The sequence below is a fragment of the Buttiauxella sp. genome, assembly GCF_035271705.1.
GTDB lineage: Bacteria > Pseudomonadota > Gammaproteobacteria > Enterobacterales > Enterobacteriaceae > Buttiauxella.
This window is the reverse complement of sequence record NZ_DATERI010000050.1, coordinates 1-21,681: the sequence shown is the minus strand read 5'-3', so window position 1 is coordinate 21,681 and position 21,681 is coordinate 1. Positions and strand designations below refer to the sequence as shown.

Genomic DNA, 21,681 nt, shown 5'->3' with positions numbered 1-21,681 from the left:
AATAGACACCTTATCAATCACAAGTATCACAATAATCACAAGCAGGATAACCCTATGAACGACACACTCAGAGCGCAATGTACTGCTGAATTTCTCGGTACAGGATTGTTTATGTTTTTTGGTATCAGCTGTCTGGCGGCAGTAAAAGTCGCTGGCGCAAGTTTTGGTTTGTGGGAAATTTGTATTGTTTGGGGGCTGGCCATTTCATTGGCGGTCTACTTAACAGCAGGGATTTCCGGTGCGCACCTTAATCCGGCGGTTACCATCGCATTATGGCTGTTTGCCGCCTTCCCGCGTCACAAAGTTATCCCTTACAGCATTGCACAAATTGCTGGAGCGTTTGGTGGAGCAATGCTTGCCTATATGCTCTATCACAATTTATTCACCGACTTTGAAGCGGCGCACAACATGGTGCGAGGCAGCGCGGAAAGTCTGCAACTCGCCAGTATCTTCAGTACCTTCCCGTCACCAGCAATTAGCGTATGGCAAGCAGGATTTGTTGAGATAGTCATCACTTCAATGCTGATGGGATTGATTATGGCGCTGACGGATGATGGTAACGGTGTACCACGTGGCCCATTAGGCCCACTATTGATTGGTATTCTGGTGGCAGTCATCGGTGCGGCTACTGCACCGTTAACCGGGTTTGCCATGAACCCTGCCCGTGATTTCGGTCCAAAATTGTTCACCTTCTTTGCAGGTTGGGGCGAGATTTCAATGACCGGCGGTCGCGATATTCCTTACTTCCTCGTGCCTATCATCGCGCCTGTCATCGGTGCTTGTCTGGGTGCAGCAATCTATCGCTTATGTATCGCCAGAAATTTACCGTGCAATATCCGTAAGCTCGAAGAGACTAAACTGTAGTTATCTGTACAGTCTTCTGTGTAGTTATCTGTATAGTTTTCTGTGTAGTTTCCAGCTTTGCTTCACAGCAATAAAAAGCCAGCAGACCCTCTGCTGGCTTTTTTATACGACAAACTGAAGCAGAATGACGTGACCGTTCAGCATGGTTTTCAAAGGTTATTTGTAGAGGGTTGCAGTTCCGTACACGCCCTCGTTATTTCCTATAGCAGAAGTGACCGTATAGGCTGATGCGCCTTCTTGAGATGCTTCGGCACTCAGCTTGGCGTTCAACTCATCAAGGGTGCTACCCTTTGCTGAAATTGAGCCTATCTCCTGCTTTAGTGAAGTCCCGTGTGGTAACTCCTCGGCTGGTGCGGCCTGAGTTATTAAAGGGAGTGCTGCAAGGGTGACTACCGCAGAAAAATACAACAATTTTTTCATCATCACATCCTCATAAGCTGAAATACGGACTAACCATCTAAAGTGTAGGTGTTATGGGTGTTGAAAGGGGGAGTTGGGTAGATTAGATTCAAAATTAATGCGCGTCGGATATGACGACCCTGTTAGAAAGCCACTGTCCATGCGGCATGACGGTGCGGTAAGTCGCCCTGAGAAAAGCCAATAACCACGAGAATCAATTGTAAGTATCCGTTTAAACGAACCCTACACGTTTCGATATTATCGGACATACTAATAATGACACTGGAATAACTCGTTTACCGGCCATAACAATGAAGGAGACGATCATTAGCCACTTAGTCTCTTTTGCAGTAATGCTTGCAGCATTACTTATCTTTAGCGTTAACGACACTGTGTTCGCCGCGGACAATAGTGCTGGGGCATCCTCTTTTTCGCAGAATTCAACAAAGACTGATCCCCTTCTTCTCGCCCTGCAACATTTTGAACAGCTCCAAACTTACCAGGTTAGGGTGCGTTCCGTGTCACCTCAGGATGAAACTAAAATCATCCGTTACAGCTATCGTAAACCTGGATATGTACGGATGGATTTTACCCAGCCCCATTCCGGTGCCGCCCTAATTTATAATCCGGTCAATGGCAAAGTTAAGTTGTGGCCATTCGGCGTGGGAACATTTCCGGTTCTGAACCTGGCACCCACAGATTCATTGATAAAAGATGCTAATGGTCATCGGGTGGACCAGGCAGACTTTGGTGTTCTGCTGAAGAATATCCGTAGCCTGCAACATGAGGGGACCACCACCCTCGGTGAAGAGAAAATCATGGGGAAATCGACATTACATTTAACCGTGGTCGGCCCCGCAGGAAAGACAGTCGATGCCGTTCATCAATTTGATATTTGGTTAGATAAGCAAACGGGATTTCCCACCAAAGTGATCAGTTACGCACTACATGGCAAAATGTTGGAAACCGTCTTCATGGAAGCCATGGTTATCAATAAGCATTTTCCCCCTGATTTTTTCGCCCCTTAATGGAGCCTTGCTCTATGGCTGACTATGCGTTTTCTACCATCTGGCGGGTCGAGGCTTCTCTACAGGAGGTATGGGATATTTTGTCCCATCCAGATCTGTGGCCCGAATGGTGGGGAAGTCTGGAGCAGATTATTGAGTTAAAGAAAGGTGATATTCAGGGGATTGGTGCCTTGCATCGTTATACCTGGAAAGGTGTGCTCCCGTATCGAATCACCTTTGATATCCATGTATTAAATATTGCGCCTTATTACCTTTTGGAAGGGGAAGCCAGTGGTGAGGTTGAAGGGCGGGGAGTGTGGTCTTTTACTCAAAATGGGGTGGAGACTATCGTCAGGTATGATTGGAATATCCGGACTAACACCCGCTGGATGAACTACCTCGCCCCGCTGGCAGCACCTGTTTTCCGTTGGAACCACCATATGGTGATGCGCGATGGAGCAAAAGGTTTGGCCCGCAAATTAGGGACACGTGTCGAAGTGTATTGATGGGGAAAAGCAGACCCGCAGGGTGATGGGTGTATGAACATCAATCACCCTGCGGGTCTGCAAAACGTCAACCGGCGCTAGCGTTTTTTATTATTTCCTGGGCGTGAGCCTTTTTTACTTTCGGGTTGTGCAGTTGCAGGCTGGGCCTCTTCAGCAAAAGCAAACTCCGGAGTTTCAGCAGGCGTCACCACCAGGACTTCAGGGCTATCCATACAGGATAAACCGGAATCACTCTCCTCAATCACCACCACCGGGATTTCAAGGCTTGCCACAGGAGCGACTTCTTCGACCTTTACCGGTTCCAGCACGGGCTCAGGTACAGGATCAAGGCCAACGGTTTCAGCGGAATGAATGATCTTGTCGATATAGTCTGCGGTACGCGCGATGACCCGATACGCAAAAACCTGGTTCACTTTGCTGGCCGCTGCGACACCTGCGGCAACCGCTGCGTTTATCGCACCCACTTCACCTTCAAATTTGACGGTAACCATACCGCCACCTTTTGTCAGTTCATAACCCACCAACTGGACATTGGCGGATTTCATTGCGGCGTCAGCGGCTTCAATCGCCGCTGCAAGCCCAACGGTTTCAATCAAACCTAAACTCTGCCCGGACATAATCTTCTCCTGTTAAATGTTCATGATGTTGCGCTTCGGCGCGCAGAGCCGCTGCTTTATCCGTTTTCTCCCATGGGAAAATATCCCGGCCAAAATGGCCGTAGCAGGCGGTTTGACGATAGCGGGGAACCAGTAGATCCAGCGTCTGAATAATGCCGTAAACACTGAGATCAAAATGACGAGTCACCAGTTCCTGAAGGGTTTTGGCAGCAAGTTTGCCGCTGCCAAAAGTATTAATTCGAATCGATACTGGCCGAGGAAGGCCGATTGCCCATGCCAGTTGGACTTCACAGCGTGTCGCGAGACCCGCGGCCACAATATTTTTTGCTACATAGCGCGCAGCGTATGCCGCTGAACGGTCAACTTTTGAGGGGTCTTTACCTGAGAAGGCACCACCACCGTGGCAAGCGGCACCGCCGTAGGTATCGACAATAATTTTCCTGCCCGTCAGGCCGCAATCTCCCACGGGGCCACCAATGACAAACCGTCCGGCGGGGTTAATCAGAAAGCGGGTATCCGCTGTTATCAGATGAGCCGGTATCACGGGCTTCACAATTTCCTCGATAACCGCTTCCCGTAGTTGCTCGAGTGAGATATCAGGGCAGTGTTGTGTAGAAACTACGATAGTGTCAGCCGACTGTATGTGACTGTTGCAATAACGCAGCGTAACCTGGCTTTTGGCATCAGGAAGCAAGAAAGGAAGACGTTTGGATTTGCGCAGCATCGCTTGTCGCGCCATTAAACGATGTGCATAAACCAGCGTGGCTGGCATGGCTTCCGGTGTTTCGTTGCAGGCGAATCCAAAGGTAATTCCCTGGTCACCCGCGCCAAGGGAATCCGGTGTCGCGCCCGCGATACCGCGGGCAATATCTGTCGATTGTTTACCGAGGATATTCAGCACGCCGCAAGTGCTGCCGTCATAACCGAGATCGGAATGATCGTAGCCAATGGCTTTAATCGTGCTGCGAACAATGGACTCAATATCAACCACGGCAGTAGAAGCAACTTCACCGGCAACAATGGCGATACCGGTTTTCACCATGCATTCGCAGGCGACTTTTGACCAAGGGTCCTGGAGCAAATACGCGTCCAGAATCGCATCCGCAATCTGGTCGGCCATTTTGTCCGGGTGCCCTTCAGCCACCGATTCAGAGGTAAACAGATAATCGTCCAAAGGCATACCACTGTGAAGATAAGGGTTTGCCTATCTTAGAAGGCAAACCCGCTAACAGCAGTAAACTATCTTGTTGGCATAGTGGACTTTCTTGCCTTACCCGGCGCGCCTTGTGCAAGATAGCAAAGGCGAGCAGGGCGGCAATTAATGCAATTCCGGCGAGACGATTTTGCGGTAGTCAGAAGGGGCCACACCGGTCTCTTTTTTAAAGATACGGCAGAAATAATTCGCATCCTGGTAAGATAACTCCAGCGCGATAGTATTGACCTTTAAATTACTGAATTGCAGCAGTGATTTTGCGATGCTGATTTTGCGATTCGCAATGTAATTTGAGAAACCCGCACCGATATTTTTCTTAAACGCACGGCTTAAATAACATGCGCTGACGAAAGATTTGGTCGCGATATCATCCAGCGTCAGGTTTTTAAGCACATTTTTCTCAATGTGGAACTTAGCCCGATCGGTGAAATCCATATTGCCATTATATTTTTTTAATGCCTGGTCAAACACGTCTTCACTGATGGTCATCAAGCTGGTCATTGTTCGATAATATCCAGTGTCAGTTAAACCGTGTTGGGTAATATCATTAATTAATGCTGTGACCTTTTTCCCGGTAGGCAACAACTTTTCACCCTGAGTCGCAATATACTGGTTTAATAACTCCAGAATGTCCGTTACGGCTTTACGCTGATCGGAAGCGATTGCTTTTCGCGTGCAGGCATCATCCAGCCTTTTAAATAAAAAGCTGTGCCACTGTGCGTAATCGCAGCTTTCAATCAGGCCAATCATGGTTTGTTTTAATTCTTTCAGCGCCGCAACATCGGCTTCATTAACATCAAGTATCTTCTTGATGGTATCGGTCAGGATGCTTTGTTTTACCGGTTTGAGCAAATAGTCGTCGACTTTCAGGTTTATCATACTGCGTACGATATCAAAATCATCGTTCGCGGTAGTGACAATAACTTTGGTGTCATTATTTTTGCTTTTCAGATATTCAATTACCTGATTGCCATTGGGTAAGGGGATGTTTATATCGACAAAAATCATATCGATACGTTCTAAAGTATCAATAAGATGAATCGCTTTTTTTCCGGTAGCGGCCTCATGAATCACGGCATTATCCACACAACGTGAAATGATGCGGCGTAGCGCCTCCGACTCAATCAGTTCATCTTCTACAATCACAATGTTAAACATGCTTACTCTCCTTGTTATCAGGCTGGTAGCATAGGGAATCGTAGTTTGATGGTGGTGCCCATTGCGGGTTGATGCGCACTGATAATTTCCAACCCATAACTTTCACCAAATAACAAACGAAGACGATTTTGAATATTGTTAATACCGATACTGCCTTTCTGGCGATTTTGATCGCCCGATAAAATGTTAGCGATATTTTGTTGTGAAATGCCATCACCATTGTCGGTCACTTCAAGAATGACATCGTGTCCATCGTCCTTCGCTCGAATCTGCAAGAAACTGCTGGTGTCGCGCGGTTCGACCACATAATTAAAGAAATTCTCTACCAGTGGCTGCAGGATCAAAAACGGGCAAACGACACTAAGATACTTTTCAGGAATGTCACACTCATAATCAAAGCGGTCACTCATCCTGACTTTTTGTATCGACATATAACTTTTAACGTAACTAATCTCATGATTCATGGTAATCAAACCATGGTTATTTTTGCGTAATAAGTAACGCATCATGTCAGAAAAATCGTGAACCATGGTTTCGGTACGTTGCGCATCTTCCAGATAGGCAAGGCGGCCAATGGTATTTAAAACGTTAAATAAAAAGTGCGGGTTAATTTGGTACGAGAGTGCTTTGAATTCTGCTTCATGTAATGAACGTTCAATTTCAACACGTTTTCTCAGCTCGTCAGTTAACTCAAGATCTTTTTTACGTAACTCGCGCTGGATGTTATTTGCATGTGCCTGCTCAACTAAATACGAAGAGACATGTAACAATGTCGATGCCGTCGATTCAAAACGATCATACGGCATTCTTTTTGCGCTTTCGTGTAAATTAATTAGCTGTTGGTTTTCACGCCAAATCTGATTGTGATTCAAAATATAAGGAATAGTTTGTTCTTTTTCTTCCTCAACTTTCACCTGGCCGGAAATAAAAGCACCGAGATAATGGTCATTAATCATTATTGGAACGGCGAATTCCACAAACCCGCAATAGCAGCGATAAACCACAGGTTTAAGGGACTCCATCGCGGCTCGTCCACCTGCGTTATCGCTTTCATGGCAATACTTGGCGAGGGTCGGGTTAAGGCGTGAATGTGCGCAAAAGTCGGAGAACCCACTTGGGCTGGTAACGGGGATGCCATCCTGATCGACGACAACAAGCGCAATCATCATCGATTTACTAAAATTATCCTGTAATGTCTGAAGACGATCTACATCAAGAAATTCTTGTAATTTATATTTGTTATTCATTTTGGTTTCCGACTGCATGCATAATCTATAACGGTCAAAAAGATACACTAAAGATTCCAGTTAAAGATTGAATCGGGTCACACACAGCAAGAATACTTCAAATTATGTGTTAACATCACTAATCTAATGTTAATTAAGATCAATTAATTTATTTCTGACTGAACTAAATTCACAACGCCAATATAATAATTAACGGGCAGACGCTTTCAAATAAAAGCAGGTGCAAAATGCATCCCGCTATTGTTTCATCTAGTTTCACTTATTTCGCGTCTGGCAACGCATAAGCAATGATGTAGTCACCAGCATACCCACGGCGAGCAGGGCGGAGAGGCCATAAGCCGGCCTTTTTTTACCGGCGTAACCAGGAAGGGTGTGTTAGTCGGGTAAGCGCTGTGTTACCCGACCAAAGGTTTTTGCTTTTTAAGCGATGCGATTATCTGCCACCGCAACGGTACGGTTGATTTTTACCGGGACAGATTTTGATGTTGGCGTCCCTGTACCGTCACCGACGCTGGTCAGTGGAACCAATGGGTTCGTTTCGGGGTAATACGCCGCCAGATTGCCACGTGGAATATTGTACGGCACGATTTTGAATCCGCTGACTTTACGGGTAATTCCATCATTCCAGACGGTTTCAATATCCACTAAATCGCCGTCGTGTAACTCCAACGCGGTCAGATCTTCTGCATTAATAAATAACACTTCCCGTTGCCCATAAACGCCACGGTAACGATCGTCTAACCCATAAATGGTGGTGTTGTATTGGTCATGGGAGCGCAAAGTTTGCAGCATGAACGGCGCGGTTAATTCACCAAACAGCGACTCCGGCAGGGGTGCTGCGCTGAATTCGGCTTTACCCGAGGGTGTATTAAAGCGCAATTCTGCCGCCGCATTACCCAGGTAAAAGCCTCCGGGTGTTTCGCATTGCTGGTTGAAGTCTTTAAAACCGGGAAGGGTGGCGGCAATGTGGTCGCGGATTAAATTGTAGTCATCGGCCAGGGCCCGCCAGTCTAGTTTTTCACGCCCCAAAACTGCTGCAGCAATGCCGGCAACAATGGCTGTTTCTGAACGCTGAGTGAGAGCAATCGGTTTGCCGATCCCTTCGGAGGCGTGCACCATGCTGAATGAATCTTCGACGGTGATGAACTGCCGCCCGCTGGCCTGCATATCTTCTTCGGTGCGCCCAAGGGTTGGCAAAATCAGTGCCGCTTTACCGGGTACCAAATGGCTGCGGTTAAGTTTGGTGCTGATATATACCGTCAGGCCGCAGCGCTGCAAGGCTTGCTCGGTGCGCGGGCTGTCTGGTGCTGCTGCCGCAAGATTCCCGCCCAGCGCAATCAGCACTTTAACTTCATTACGCAACATAGCGGCAAGCGCTTCCACGGTGTTGTGGCCTTTCGTGCGTGGGGGTTCGAAAGCAAAATGTGCCGCCAGGCTATCGAGCATCGCCGCTGAGGGTTTTTCATCAATGCCCATGGTGCGATTGCCCTGTACATTGCTGTGGCCGCGAACCGGGCAAAGTCCGGCTCCCGCTTTACCCAAATGGCCGCCCAGCAGTTGCAGGTTAACGATTTCACGCACCGTATTGAGCGAATGCTTATGCTGTGTTATCCCCATCGCCCAGGTGCAAATCACGCGCTCGGCCTGCTGCCAGACGGCGGCGGCCTCGCGTATTTGCTGTTCGCTCAAACCTGACTGCTGGGTAATGTGCGCCCAATGGGTGTTGTCGATTTCAGCAAACCATGCATCGGCGCCATGGGTGTTTTCATCAATAAAGCGTTGGTCGAAAATGCCCGCTTTGCCCTCTGCCCGTTGCTGACGATGTGTTTCCAGTAACGCTTTCGCCATGCCGCGAATCGCCGCCATATCACCGCCCAAATTCGGCTGGTAATAATACGTACTGATGTTTCCTGCCAGTGGCGTCACTACTTCTAACGGCTTTTGTGGATCCGAAAAACGCTCAAGGCCGCGCTCACGCAGGGTATTAAAGGTGACGGTTTGCGCGCCGTTTTCTGCGGCGTGACGCAAGCTGTGCAGCATGCGTGGATGGTTGGTACCCGGGTTTTGGCCAAACACGAAGATCGCATTGGCTTTATCAAAGTCATTGAGATGAATGGTGCCTTTACCGACGCCGATACTGCGCTTCAGGCCGCTGCCGCTGGCTTCGTGACACATATTTGAGCAATCAGGGAAGTTGTTCGTCCCGACCATACGGCCAAAAAGTTGATACAGATAAGAGGCTTCGTTACTGGCGCGCCCGGAGGTATACAACTCCATCTGGTCAGGATTTTCCAGCGCATTGATATGTTGGGCGATTAACGTCAGCGCATCATCCCAGCTTATCGCTTCGTAATGATCAGTTTGCGGGTTGTAACACAACGGTTCAGTGAGTCGTCCTTGATACTCAAGGAAATAATCGCTTTGTTGGTAGAGTTTACTGACGCTGTGCTGGGCAAAAAACGCATTATCAATAAAGCGGCGAGTCGCTTCCCACGTTACCGCTTTTGCGCCGTTCTCGCAGAAGCTAAAGGTACTCTTGTTATCATCACCCCACGCGCATCCTGGGCAGTCAAACCCTTTGGCTTTGTTCATGCGCATCAGGTTACGCAGGTTTTTTAAGGCATGTTTACTATCAATAACAAAGCGAGTAGTGGCTTCAAGTGAACCCCAACCACCGGCCGCTGCCTGATAGGGTTTAATCGCAGATTTAAATTTCATATTACCTGTCTGTATCCTTGGGTCGACCGCACGTGGCTACGCCGTTAATCATTACAAATAGTTTACTCCTCTTTAAACTCTCTGTAAGTCCGGTTAATTTCACAATGGAGTGTGATCTGGTTATCTTTTTGGCATCAATTTGTTAACTGCACCACAAAACGGCAACTTTGCATTCAACCTTTTGTTTCTCAAGGCCGATGACCTTCCTACAGCAATATCCTTTAACTAAAGAGAAACAAAGGTAAGGACATGTCAAAGACCCAAATCACCCCACAGGGGACTGTTCGTTTCTGGCATCACATTCGTTTGATGCCGCTATTTAGTTCAATTCTTATTGGGATTTTAGTGCTGTTCGCATTGTGCGTTGGGCTGGCGAGCTACTTTTTGGTGCAAAGTGACAAAGCGTTGCAAGACGTCACTAACGAAATTCAGGTGCGCATCGGGCTTTCAGACAGCTCAACCGATCTGCGCAGTGCGCGTTTAAACATCATTCATGCGGGTGCGGCAGGGCGCGTGGCCGACATGGACGAAATGAAGTTGTATATTGCTGAAGCTGGCAGGCTGATTAAGCGATCGCAATCCGGTATCGACATTTACATGGCACGTGCGGACAAAGTTGAAGAAGGTGATGCTCTGGATAACCAATTGCGCACACACTTCAATGACTATCTGACAAAAGGCATGCAGCCGATGATGAAATATGCCAAAAACGGCATGTTTGAAGCCATCATCAACCATGAAAACGAAGTAGCGCGTCAGCTTGATGCGGACTACAACAAGGCCTTAGTGCAAGCCGCGCAGATCCGTACCGAACGTGCTAATACGCTTAAGGAACAGGCTCAGACGCGCTCGCATTTGAGTGTGATGCTGATGGTAGGCGCATTTGCGCTGGCCATTCTGATGACCGCTTTCACCTTTATCGTGCTGCGTCGTGTGGTCGTTCAACCGCTACAACAGGCGGCAACGCGCATCGAGCATATCGCACAAGGGGATTTAACCCTGGCGCTGGTAGCCAATGGCCGCAGCGAAATCGGTAAACTTAATCACAACCTACAAGAAATGCAGGCTTCACTGGTCAATACCGTCGGTGAGGTGCGTTCAGGGGCCGAGGCGATTTATCAAGGCACCAGCGAGATTTCTGCCGGAAACACCGATTTGTCTGCACGTACCGAGCAACAAGTGGCCGCACTTGAAGAAACGGCAGCCAGCATGGAACAGTTAACGGCGACCGTGAAACAGAACGCAGATAACGCTCATCATGCGACCAAACTGGCTGAAGAAGCGTCACAAAAAGCCAGTGATGGCGGGCGCATTGTTTCGGGTGTGGTCAGCACCATGAACAATATCTCGTCCAGTTCGAAGAAGATTTCTGAGATAACGGCAGTCATTAACAGCATCGCCTTCCAGACCAATATTCTGGCGCTCAATGCGGCGGTAGAAGCTGCGCGTGCCGGTGAACAAGGGCGCGGCTTTGCGGTGGTAGCAACCGAGGTGCGCTCGCTGGCACAACGTAGTGCACAAGCGGCAAAAGAAATTGAAGGGCTTATCAGCGAATCGGTATCGCTGGTTGATAGCGGTTCAAGTCAGGTTGCCCATGCCGGGGAAACCATGACGGGGATCGTCAGCGCAGTGCGTCGCGTAACCGATATTATGCAAGAAATTGCGGCAGCGTCGGATGAGCAAAGCCGTGGTATTGAGCAAGTGAGTATTGCCATCAACGAGATGGATAATGTGACGCAGCAGAACGCTTCGTTGGTTGAAGAAGCGTCTGCGGCGGCATCCTCCCTTGAGGATCAAGCGGCTCGTTTAACCGCAGCGGTGGGTATTTTCCGTTTAAACAGCCAGCAAAAAAGTGTGGCAGCTAAGAAAGTTATGCCACAAAAATCTTCACTCGTTTCACGCACTCCGGTGAACGATGATGATAACTGGGCGACATTTTAACCGCTTAGACTCACGCTTACTCCATATCCAGCCGCACATTAAGTGCGGCTATCTCCTTGCGCCATTGCTGTTGCAAAGCCGGTTTCTGATGGCTCGGCTTGCGCGATAAATCCTGCGCCAGCTTCTCTTCAAGTTCGACCAAACGCTCCAGCCAGCTATCTGCTTGCGTATGGCTTGCCACCACGCTTTGCAACATAGGCTTTGATGGTGACAACGTAACGTTTGTATATTCACTCGTTAGTTGCGCGTACAGCCCATCCAAAGAGTGCCACTCGCTAAGTTCGCCATCATCAATCAGCCAGAAGCGGTTACAGCTTTTCGTGATTAACGTCCGGTCATGCGTCACCAGCAACACGCCGCCTTCGTAACTTTGCAGTGTTTCGGCCAGCGCTTCCTTACCTTCCATATCCAGATGGTTGGTCGGCTCATCAAGCAACAGTAACGAATAACGTGCCAGCGTCAGGCCAACAAATAACAGCCTGGAGCGTTCGCCACCGCTTAAGGTGCTGACCGTTTGCCCGTGGCGTAGCCACGCAAAACCAGCACTGATTAACGCCATTTTGCGATAACTCTCGGTTAAAGGCGCAAAAGGTTCAAGCGCTTCGAGCAGCGTGTCATTGTCATGTAACTGGTGCAGTGTTTGGTCGTAATAACCCATCTCAACGCGAGGATGCAGGCGAATCACATCGTCACTCTGCGGTTGCTGGTAATGCTGCCACAGCAGGCGCAACAACGACGATTTACCACAACCGTTGCGGCCAATTATTGCTACCCGATCACCACTTTTCAGGCGCTGTACGGGCAGGTTAAACAGCGGTGGGCAATCAGGTGCGGGGCTGACGGCCAGGTTTTCTATTTCCAGCAAACGGTCTGCCGGTAACGCTTCACCTTTTAGTATCAGTTGCCACAGATTCGCTGCACTCAGTTCGGTCTGGCTGTCTTTTAATTTGTCGACGCGCTTTTCCATTTGCTTGGCTTTGCGAGCCAGGTCTTCGTTATCGTAGACCCGCCCCCAAATGGCGAGGCGCTTGGCACTGGTGGCAATACGGTCTATTTCCTTTTGCTCCGCTTGATGGCGGTGCGCGTCGGTACGGTCACGCTCGGCCAGAGCCACGCGTGCAGCAGTGCAGGGTAACTGGAAGAAACTCAGCCGCTGGTCGCGCAAGATCCACGTGCCGTTGGTGACACTATCCAACAGATGTTGATCGTGGGAAACCAGCACAAAGCTGCCATTCCAATCGCGTAAAAACTGCTCCAGCCACAGCAATGTCGGCAAATCGAGGTGGTTACTGGGTTCATCCAGTAGCAACAGATCTGGCTGCGTTATCAACGCACGTGCCAGTAATAAACGCGTATGTTGCCCGCCACTTAAGGTTCCAGCAGTGAGTTGCCACGCAGTTTCAGCAAAACCCATACTGGCAAGAAGGGCCTGCGCACGCCAGACATCGGTATGCTGCTGCGCCTCGCTTAACCGTGCCATCACCGCATCCAGCAGCGTCAGTGTGTGCAAATCGTCAGGGAGATGCTGTTCGACACGCGCCAACAGGCAGTGATACGCACGCGTTACTCTGCCAGCATTGGGCAAAATCGTGCCATCGAGAAGTTTCAGAAGGGTACTTTTGCCGCAGCCGTTGTGGCCAATTAAACCCAGGCGATCACCTTTTTTCAGCGTAAAGCTGATATCAGCCAGCAGTGGGCCAAACGCGGTATCAAGATGAAGAGATTGTGCGGTTAATAATGTGCTCATTGTGCTTACTCAAGAGTTACAGGCGCAAAGACGCCTCGTCAGATGTGGCCGACGATAACCCGGTAAGCCCGAGGGAATTCCCTTCATACTTCAAGTTGTTGGTGCGTTGGCTGCGCTCACTCACCCTAATCACTTACTTAAGTAAGCTCGTAGGGATGCGTTCTCTTGTCGCCTGCCTAAAACTCGAATTATTTTGGGAATAATTTGTCTTCGCTCAAGCCGGATTATCGCAGTGCGATATCGATAACGCTTGAGCTATGGCAATCACCAAGTGTATGTGAAATAAATAAAATTTCACGAAACAGCAGCATGGGTTCCTCCTTATATATTCAGTTGGTTTATGAATGGGGAAATCCTGGCAGAAAAGGGTAATAAACTCCAGCTACTGATTTTTGGGCTGTGACTTAAGTGGGGGAAATCATTTCAGCAATCAACTCGCGAACCCAACGATGTCCGGCATGCGAATGGCTGCGTTCATGCCACATCAGGCTTAAATCAAAACGTTCTGCAAGCCAAGGCAAGTCAACAACTGCGAGTTGCTCTGACTTTACCTGTAATAACCGCCGTGGAACCAGCGCGACAAGGTCGCTTATTGAGACAATTTGTGGAACGAACAAAAATGTCGCTGCCGACATCACGACATTACGTTTGTGGCCGAATGTCGCCAGCGCGTCATCTATCGGAGTGGTAAAGCTGCCGCCACTGGGCGAAACAATCACATGCTCCAGTTGCACAAACTCTTCGATAGACAGATTTTCTTTCAGAGCAGGGTGATCGCGCCGTCCAATCAGCACATACGTTTCGTCATATAAGTGGCATGTTCTGAGATGCGCGTGAGTGGCGTCGTGCGAGGCAATGGTGATATCGACTTCGCCACTCGCCAACTGTTGTTCAAACTGGGCAAGATTATAGTGACGAACGGCGATGCGCACACCTGGGGCCTTATGCCGCAGTGCAAGCACCAGTGGCATCACAATCGCCGCCTGAGTGTAATCGGTACAGCTAATCGTGACCGTCAGAATAGCCCGTTCAGGGTGAAAGTCTTTATGTGATTGCAGCGTTTGCCGCAGTTTTTCCAGTGACTCGCGTACCGGAACAATTAACTCCAGCGCCTTGGCCGTCGGCGTCATGCCGCGTCTTGCTGGGATCAGTAGCGGATCATCAAACATATCCCGCAGGCGGTTGAGTTGGGCGCTCACGGCAGGCTGGCTGAGATGAAGCCTTACCGCGGCTTTAGTGACATTTTGTTCCGCCAGTAAGGCTTCAAGTGTGAGCAGCAGGTTTAAATCGAGGCGTGTGGTATCCATTTGGTGGATTCCTTAGTAAAAAACAATCGATTTCACTTATCCCTTAGTTCTCCTGATAATTCAAGTCACACACTGAAGTATCATCAGGAGAAAGGCCATGTCATCGAATCAAAAACCGCTTATCACCGTGGTTGGCGCACTAAGCAAACAGGGGCGCAGCGTGGTGCGCACTTTGCTGGAAAGCCAGCGTTATCGGGTGCGGGCATTAACCCGCCGGATGGATTCCCCGGAAGCACAGGAACTGGCAAAACTCGGTGCGGAGTTTAGTAATGTGCCGCTGGAGCCTGGACATAAACAGGATTTCATTCAGGCATTCAAGGGCGCGCACGGTGTATTTATGATGACGCCAGGTATTACGCCCGAAGCGGTTAACGCGCAAACACACGAAACTCAGCTAGGAATGGAAATTGCTGATGCCGCCGTTGAAGCGGGTGTGAAGCATCTTGTTTTCACCAGTCTGGAAAACGTCGACCGTATTACCGACGGCGCGAAATGGGTTCCGCACTTTACCGACAAGGGACGGGTTGAGGACTACATTCGTACGCTGCCCATCACCAGTTCATTCATCTACATGGCATTTTTCTATACCAACTTGATTGAGTATTACCAGCCGCAACAAGAAGGCGACCGTTTAGTTTTCCCCATCTATTTGCCAGAAGATTTTCGCGCCCCGTTTGTTGACCCGCTAACCGCAACCGGCCCGGCAGTGCTGGAAATTTTTGATAATCAGGATAAATACGCGGGTCTTTCTCTACCGGTAATCGGAGAGTTCCTTTCGCCCAAAGAGATAGTTGAAACCTTTAGCCGCGTCACCGGGAAAAAAGCCGTCTACAGCTCGGCATTTACTCGCAAAGAAATACTTCAACATTTCCCTGCATTTGCTGACATGGGCGGGTTGGTGGAGGAAGTTGTTAGTATGGCTGAGTACGCCGTTGAGTACGGTTACTACCGTAAAGACCGCGACCTGCTGTGGAGCCGGCAAATCAATCCGAACGCGTTAACCTGGGAGCAATTCTTGCAAACCACTGGATGGCAGGGGCAAGGGCATTCTTTCGGTGTTTGAATCGTGATTCTGGGTGAGATTAAACTCCCTCACCCAGAATCACTTCTGCCCGATTAATCCCCAAGGATGGCGATTAGCTTCGCTCTTTGCGCGTCACTCACATCCAGCGGGTGGCGATAACCGATGTTTTCCAGCGCACGGGTATACAGCGCAACCAACCAGTCGTAGACATACAGTGTATTGCCGCGAGCAGGTTGGTCGCCTAAGCGCACTAAACGTGTGCTGGCGGTTGCCTGGGCTTGTGGGGTAAATACCGGTGAGCCTTTATTGACACGGCTTGCCGGGCGCAACGCCGGTTCAATAGGCGCGTAACCTAACCAACTGACAAAATCGCCCAACACTGCGCTGACGCAGGTGATTTCCTGCGCCATGCTGCCATCCCCATGACGCAACGCCGTGTCGAGTTGCTCAGATAATTTCAGCCGATAACTGGTGACAATCAGCAACTGGCACAGTGCCTGGAGCTGAGTATTATCGAGCCCGGAAAGATGAGCGATTTCCCGACGTGTCGCCAACTGACGCAAATGGTTAATCCACAGCGAGTGCACCACACTTGCAAAGCTGTCGAGGCCGCTTGTTTGTGCTGGATTGCTCTCTTCGTCGGCGAACAGGTCGATATCAAGGCTAAAACTGGCGGGTTGTTGTTTACGTAACTGCTGATGGCTCAACCAGCTTTTTTGCAATGTATGGCGCTCGGGCAGCAGGCTGGCGAGCAGTTCGCCATGAATGGCAGCGCGGGATTGCAACGTACGCACCAGGCCTTCTGCTTGCGCCCGCGCACTCTCTGGAGTCAGGTTTGCACCTTCGATAATATGCGCGAACAGGGCGTTGATTTGCTTATTTAACGCGGTCTGTAACATTTGAATACGAAGCGTACGTTGAGCGGGAACCAGCGCGTCCGTTAGCCAGTCTAGCAAACGGTGCATATTGCGGCTGTCGAGGGCTTGCAGTGTGCCCCAACGTTTCCCCGGCAGGCCGATGACACGTTGCACACCTTCATCCAGGTTAGCGCCGCTAAAACGTGCATCCCTCGGTGTAATCGCCCAAATCAAACCCGGAGTCGTGGCGTTTTGGGGCTGGGTTTTATCGACCCAACGCGCCAGCATTTTACCTGCAGCGTTCACTTCACGACGCTCGGATGCGGCATTGCACACCACTAATTTATCGGGTTGCAGATATTGGGCGTAATCGTCGAGTTGCAGGAGGGGAATATCCACCACATCGACCTGCGCCAGCTTCGGTGGATAGTTAAGCGTCAGGGTGATTTCAGCGCACAGTTGCTGCAAATCAAGTTGAGCGAGGCTCACCTGAGTGCCGATTTCGTGATTGAACAGCGGGCACACCAGTACATCAGCGTTGATTTCCTGCTCCTCAGGTGTGGTTGGGAACAAGAACCCTTCAACCGGCAGCAAGAAGGTGTCCACTAACAAATTGGCAGGCGCCAAAACCTGGCGGGCATTACCCAAATGATTCAGCATTTCGGCAAGTTGCTGCCAACGAGTGGACTGTGTGACGTTGTCACCCCAAAGCGGTGCCAGTAACGCAACCTGGTCGGCAGTACTCAACCACGGCAACAGCTCGGCCATTTGCTGCCAGAGCGCATTATCCAGATGATACTGGCGGCGCACGACTTGATGATAAGTCTGCGCAATATCAGACAGTTGAAGCGGTGTGATGCCCGTTGTCGGTTGTGCCAGCCGCCTGGCCTGTAGCTCTTTAAGTTTTGCGGCGATAACCTCAGGCTGCGCAAAACGTGCAGATGAGTCGGTGTGATACTGGCGAATCATGCGCTGGGCAAGTTCGCTGGCGCTAACCAGTGTCAGCAGCAACGGGTAATGCTCCGTCACCGTTAATTCACGATGCGTAAAACGTACGGCAACGCTGGGTGCATGGCCGGGGTTAATGTGTGTCAGATAATCTAACACCTTCCCGCCGAGCGAAATCTCAATGCGTTCGTGCTGCATGTGTTGCTGATCACCGCCCAGCAGTGTGGTCAGCAGATGATGTTTACCCGCGACCGAGTGGCCATATAAGCCGATGGTGAGTGGCTGCTCCACCTGTAAGTCCAGTTGGTTCTGGCGCTGTTGAAGGGCGGCCATTTTTTGCAATAGCCCATCGGCTTCGTTATCCACTAACGGAACCGACAGACGAGTCTGCTGTACCCAATCCACTAACTGTTGCAGCGTTGAGGTTGTTGAATTCATTTTTGATACACGCTCCCGCTGTCAATCCAGTAATGGCTGGCACCGCTATAGCTTCCTGCCAACGTATTCAATTTAAAACTTAATTGGTTGAGTGGCACTTTACTGCCATCTTGTAACCACGCCTCCGCCAGGACAAAGGCGTCGGCTTCACGGGTTTGCTGTAAACGCACATTCAGCACGCCTTCGCCAGCGATAGACTTCGCCAGTTGAGGTGAATTGATCGCGAGAGTGTACAGCGGTGTGGCGGGCCAGCGAGCATCATCAAGCTGGCGGAACCCCAGGCACGCGTTGCCACGCAGAGGGAAATGCAGGCGCGTATCGAGCGTGGATTTTGGATCGTCGAGATCGATATCGCGATACCAGACGTTTTTCTCAACCAGCGTATTGTTGCCATCCAGCATCCCCAGATATTTCACTGTGGAATAAGCCTGAATATCGGACGCTTTAAAGTTGAAGCCTGGCAGACGTAAATCCATGGCCAGGCTGCACAACATCGCACCGACGGCGGCGGTGGATTTCGGATTGCCGATGCGGCCTTGCTGGCTGAACGGATACCATTCATGCGTTTGATAGTTATCTAGCCAGACGATACGGTTTACCGGCACCGGTTGTTGGTAACGCAATAATGCCTGAACACCAGGCAAGCAACCCGGTCGCCCGGTGACCAGCAGCACATCGCAACAGTAATGGTTGATGACTTCACACAGCGCTTGCAGCGGGGCGGTCAGCGTAAAGTGACCTGCCAGCATCGCTTCCTGCAATTCAGCCAACTCAACGTGTAGCGGCACGCTAAACAAATCAAACGCCGGGGCGTCGGCTGGCAATGCGTGCTGCACCGCCTGTTGTACATAGTTAATCACGTTATCCGTTGGGCGCTGGGTTAACAGCTCGCCAAAGGTCGCTTCAAGCATAGCGTGGCGGTCATCAGGGTCGCTATTTTCCCAGCACGACAACACCGCGTGGCCGAGTGGAATAAACAGTTGCAGCGCGGTTTGCTGGCGCAGCGTGCCACGGGTATCCATGCGTCCGGACTCACCAAACAGCGTGGTCATTAATCCTGTGGTATCCGCCACACCCGCCTGATGAATTTGCGCCTGTAGCGCGGGCAGCACGCAACGCTGAATAACATCCAGCAGAATGTCGTCACCCGCCACTTTAAAGCCTTCGCGGAACAGCAAACGCGGGGTGATTTTCACATTGCTGCCGACGCCATCATCCAGATGATATTGCGTGATGGCCATATCTGTGGTGCCGCCGCCAATATCAATGGAAGCCACACGCAGCGTTTTACCCGGGAGTTCATCTGCGGCTAATTTACGGTCAGGGCGGGCCAGGCTTTGGAAGAAGTTACCGCTCTGTCCGGCATAGTTGACCAGCGCTTCGTTATATAACCACACCAGTTGCCCACAGGTGGCTTCATCCCATTCCATCTGCACGTCGGGCACCGGAACCACGCTTTTTTGGAAATCCCGGTCATTGCTAAAGCCGTCATCAGTCGGGTGCCATTCCATCGCTTTCCACACCAGGCCAACCGCTTCTTGCATACGCAGGCGGAAAATTTCACGCTCTTGTTTCGGCATCGCAGAAGGCAGCGTGAGGATCAAATGGCGCAACTGACGTGGTGCATTGAGATGGCCCATGCTCTGGCGCGAGCCGACGCTGTTGATTTGCATCAACGCCTGCGCCAGCAGTTCGCACAGCATTAAGGACATCAACGAACTGCGACTGTATTGCGGGGAAAATACCGGCAGGCGTTCATCTAACGGCAGCGAATAGAGCGGCTGCCCGTCATCATTCATCAGGTTCATCAAGGGATAAGCGGTTGCCAGTGGCTCGCGCTGAGTTTTCACCCCCATTTGACTGAAGCGCCAGTCCTGGTTGGCCGGGGTTTCATCCCACAAGTAGCGGCGCGGGCTGGAAATACCGCTGGCGCCATCGGTGCCTAAACGAGCGGAAGCCATACTGCGTGCTTCATCACCGACACGGGCAATCGACGGCCAGACAAACGCATCATCGCGGCCACTTTCAACCGAAAAATGTTGTTTGCCAAATTTGGCTTCAGAAAACTCGAGGCGACTGGTGAACATCGCTTCATTGATGATTTGCGGTTCGCTAAGCGAGCGGATTTGCAGCTCGGCGGTCTGGCGCAGGCCGTCGTTTGCTTCGCCATGGTCTTCAATCAATACGCCGCAAGTGTGAGTGTTACCGACGTCCAGCACCAGATCCACCGGGATCGCAGGGGATTGCAGGGTCGCGGTGACAATTTTCACTTCCGGCACTGAAAGCTGAGCACCGAGCATTTCGATAATATTGAGGTAATGCGCCTGATACTCGAAGTTTTTCAGAGCATGACTGATTTCGCTCTCGCTGCGGGATTCATGTCTGGTAACAAACTGCGTGAAAACTTCGCGCAGCCAGCCATCGACCCAGGTCTGGTCGATAAAATCGTTAATTTCGTCGTTGTGCCAGGCCAGTGCAAAGCGTGCGCCGTTTCGCACATCGTTTTGTGTCGGAGCCAGATGCGCTGCAGGGTTGTCGTCAGCAAGGATTTTGGTATCCAGCGCCACGGTAATACGCACTGTGTTGCCTGCGGAGTCTGGCGTTTCAAGGCAGCGAATTTGCACTCGCGCCCAGTTATCCGGCCCGCCAACAAAGGTACGCGGCGGATTAAAGCGCATGAAAGGTAGCGGTAGCCAGGTTTTATCCAGCAGTTTCAGTGAATGACCGAGCGTAATGGTGCTTTCAGGTTTGACGACTTCGGGAGCCGCTCCCTGAGCGCCGGGTAGGGTAAATTTGCCAGGCAAAACATCATAATCAAGGCGCAGCAGCGGGCCATTCGCCGTTTTACGCACAAAGCGCCCGGTGTGTGGGGCGTTTGGCTGCGGGGCAAGGCCGAAATCCAGAAACTGAATGCCGCTGTCTTTAATGAGCGTCACGCTCGGTTTATAGGGATACAGAGTGGCAAACATGGATTAATTACTCACTTTTTTAAACGTCACAGGGACCACAGTGTCGCCCTCGTAGCGCCCGGTGCACTCAGCGACATCATTCGGGCCAGCAGTACAGGAAACTTCCGGCAGCGGGTAACGCGAATCATCGTTACAACGTGCGTAGCCACGGGTTTTGATCATCAACGTGCCGGACTGCATCAACCCAGAAAACACTTCCGCTTTGCACACAATGTTGTCGCCATGTACCAGGCGCACAGTGCCTTTGTTATTGGCAATTTTATAATGCAGCGTTGGCGGTTTGCCGGTAATCGAATCTTTAACGCTAATTGCCGCACGCCAGTTACCGTTAAAAAATTTGGTGGAGCCGCGTTTTAATGCATCAGACGGTAAAAGCAGTGCACCTTTAGGGATGACAGCAGGCGGCGGAGTCACTGCCACCGCAGGTTCTGGCACTGGAGGTGGCACTTCTACTACTGCGGCCTGGCTGACGGGCAGTGTTGAATCGGGTGGTGTTGGCACAGGTGGTGTTGGAACAGCCAGTGTTGAAACAGGTTGAGTTGAAACAGGCAGTGTTGAAACCTTAGCAACAGGTTCAGCCTGAATCACCTTAGGTGCGATATCCTTCGGTTTAACAACCTCCGCTACCTTTTCTAAAGGTTCTGCGTGGGGTGCCGATACCCAATAATAAGTGAGTGGTGCGGCGATGCAGGCGACAATGGCGGCCGCCACCGGTAGCACC

Annotated in this window: 16 protein-coding genes; 5 read left to right on the top strand and 11 right to left on the bottom strand. The window is 50.6% G+C overall.

Annotated elements, in window-relative coordinates; all coding sequences use genetic code 11:
* The first annotated feature begins 54 nt into the window (after nucleotides 1–54).
* On the top strand, nucleotides 55–864 hold the full coding sequence (locus tag VJY99_RS03830; protein ID WP_324116469.1) for an MIP/aquaporin family protein: 810 nt from the start codon (nucleotides 55–57) through the stop codon (nucleotides 862–864).
* A 156-nt stretch (nucleotides 865–1,020) separates the two neighbouring features.
* On the opposite strand, the gene VJY99_RS03825 is transcribed toward VJY99_RS03830, so the two are convergent.
* Nucleotides 1,021–1,284 (bottom strand): YdgH/BhsA/McbA-like domain containing protein, encoded by a 264-nt coding sequence (locus VJY99_RS03825; protein ID WP_324116467.1) that lies wholly within the window; start codon nucleotides 1,282–1,284, stop codon nucleotides 1,021–1,023.
* 332 nt (nucleotides 1,285–1,616) lie between these two features.
* On the opposite strand from VJY99_RS03825, the gene VJY99_RS03820 reads away from it, so the two are divergent.
* Both VJY99_RS03820 and VJY99_RS03815 read left to right on the top strand, forming a co-directional pair.
* Nucleotides 1,617–2,291, top strand: coding sequence for a DUF1571 domain-containing protein (locus tag VJY99_RS03820; RefSeq protein ID WP_414641569.1), 675 nt, complete (start codon nucleotides 1,617–1,619; stop codon nucleotides 2,289–2,291).
* Nucleotides 2,292–2,305: 14 nt separating this feature from the next.
* Nucleotides 2,306–2,776, top strand: coding sequence for an SRPBCC family protein (locus tag VJY99_RS03815; RefSeq protein WP_324116464.1), 471 nt, complete (start codon nucleotides 2,306–2,308; stop codon nucleotides 2,774–2,776).
* 77 nt (nucleotides 2,777–2,853) lie between these two features.
* Here VJY99_RS03815 and VJY99_RS03810 read toward each other — a convergent pair whose 3' ends face one another.
* The 5 genes from VJY99_RS03810 to VJY99_RS03790 all read right to left on the bottom strand — a co-directional run bounded on the left by VJY99_RS03810 (nucleotide 2,854) and on the right by VJY99_RS03790 (nucleotide 9,729).
* On the bottom strand, nucleotides 2,854–3,393 hold the full coding sequence (locus VJY99_RS03810; RefSeq protein WP_324116463.1) for a BMC domain-containing protein: 540 nt from the start codon (nucleotides 3,391–3,393) through the stop codon (nucleotides 2,854–2,856).
* Nucleotides 3,365–4,567 carry a methionine adenosyltransferase gene (gene metK / locus VJY99_RS03805; RefSeq protein WP_324116462.1) on the bottom strand — a complete coding sequence of 401 codons (1,203 nt, stop codon included), beginning with the start codon at nucleotides 4,565–4,567 and terminating at the stop codon, nucleotides 3,365–3,367. Before metK ends, VJY99_RS03810 begins: the two co-directional genes overlap by 29 nt.
* Nucleotides 4,568–4,711: 144 nt before the next feature.
* Nucleotides 4,712–5,764 (bottom strand): response regulator transcription factor, encoded by a 1,053-nt coding sequence (locus tag VJY99_RS03800; protein ID WP_324116461.1) that lies wholly within the window; start codon nucleotides 5,762–5,764, stop codon nucleotides 4,712–4,714.
* 17 nt (nucleotides 5,765–5,781) lie between these two features.
* Entirely contained in the window at nucleotides 5,782–7,011 is a 1,230-nt protein-coding gene (locus VJY99_RS03795; protein ID WP_324116460.1) for a sensor histidine kinase, read from the bottom strand.
* Between the two features lie 420 nt (nucleotides 7,012–7,431).
* Nucleotides 7,432–9,729 (bottom strand): FdhF/YdeP family oxidoreductase, encoded by a 2,298-nt coding sequence (locus VJY99_RS03790; RefSeq protein WP_324116459.1) that lies wholly within the window; start codon nucleotides 9,727–9,729, stop codon nucleotides 7,432–7,434.
* Nucleotides 9,730–9,978: 249 nt separating this feature from the next.
* Between VJY99_RS03790 and VJY99_RS03785 the strand changes: the two genes are divergently transcribed.
* Nucleotides 9,979–11,670, top strand: coding sequence for a methyl-accepting chemotaxis protein (locus VJY99_RS03785; RefSeq protein WP_324116458.1), 1,692 nt, complete (start codon nucleotides 9,979–9,981; stop codon nucleotides 11,668–11,670).
* 16 nt (nucleotides 11,671–11,686) lie between these two features.
* Here VJY99_RS03785 and VJY99_RS03780 read toward each other — a convergent pair whose 3' ends face one another.
* Both VJY99_RS03780 and VJY99_RS03775 read right to left on the bottom strand, forming a co-directional pair.
* On the bottom strand, nucleotides 11,687–13,417 hold the full coding sequence (locus tag VJY99_RS03780) for an ABC-F family ATP-binding cassette domain-containing protein (RefSeq protein ID WP_324116457.1): 1,731 nt from the start codon (nucleotides 13,415–13,417) through the stop codon (nucleotides 11,687–11,689).
* Between the two features lie 404 nt (nucleotides 13,418–13,821).
* Nucleotides 13,822–14,724, bottom strand: a complete 903-nt coding sequence (locus VJY99_RS03775) for a LysR family transcriptional regulator (RefSeq protein WP_324116456.1) — start codon at nucleotides 14,722–14,724, stop codon at nucleotides 13,822–13,824.
* A gap of 97 nt (nucleotides 14,725–14,821) precedes the next feature.
* Between VJY99_RS03775 and VJY99_RS03770 the strand changes: the two genes are divergently transcribed.
* Nucleotides 14,822–15,787 carry an NmrA/HSCARG family protein gene (locus tag VJY99_RS03770; protein WP_324116455.1) on the top strand — a complete coding sequence of 322 codons (966 nt, stop codon included), beginning with the start codon at nucleotides 14,822–14,824 and terminating at the stop codon, nucleotides 15,785–15,787.
* A gap of 53 nt (nucleotides 15,788–15,840) precedes the next feature.
* Here VJY99_RS03770 and VJY99_RS03765 read toward each other — a convergent pair whose 3' ends face one another.
* The 3 genes from VJY99_RS03765 to VJY99_RS03755 all read right to left on the bottom strand — a co-directional run.
* A complete protein-coding gene (locus tag VJY99_RS03765) occupies nucleotides 15,841–17,991 on the bottom strand; it encodes a virulence factor SrfC family protein (RefSeq protein ID WP_324116454.1) in 2,151 nt (716 codons plus the stop codon).
* The gene (locus tag VJY99_RS03760; RefSeq protein ID WP_324116453.1) at nucleotides 17,988–20,960 is read right to left on the bottom strand and encodes a virulence factor SrfB; all 2,973 of its coding nucleotides are present in this window, start codon (nucleotides 20,958–20,960) and stop codon (nucleotides 17,988–17,990) included. Before VJY99_RS03760 ends, VJY99_RS03765 begins: the two co-directional genes overlap by 4 nt.
* Before the next feature lie 3 nt (nucleotides 20,961–20,963).
* Nucleotides 20,964–21,681 (bottom strand): SrfA family protein (locus VJY99_RS03755; RefSeq protein WP_324116452.1); only part of this gene is annotated, 718 nt, incomplete at its 5' end.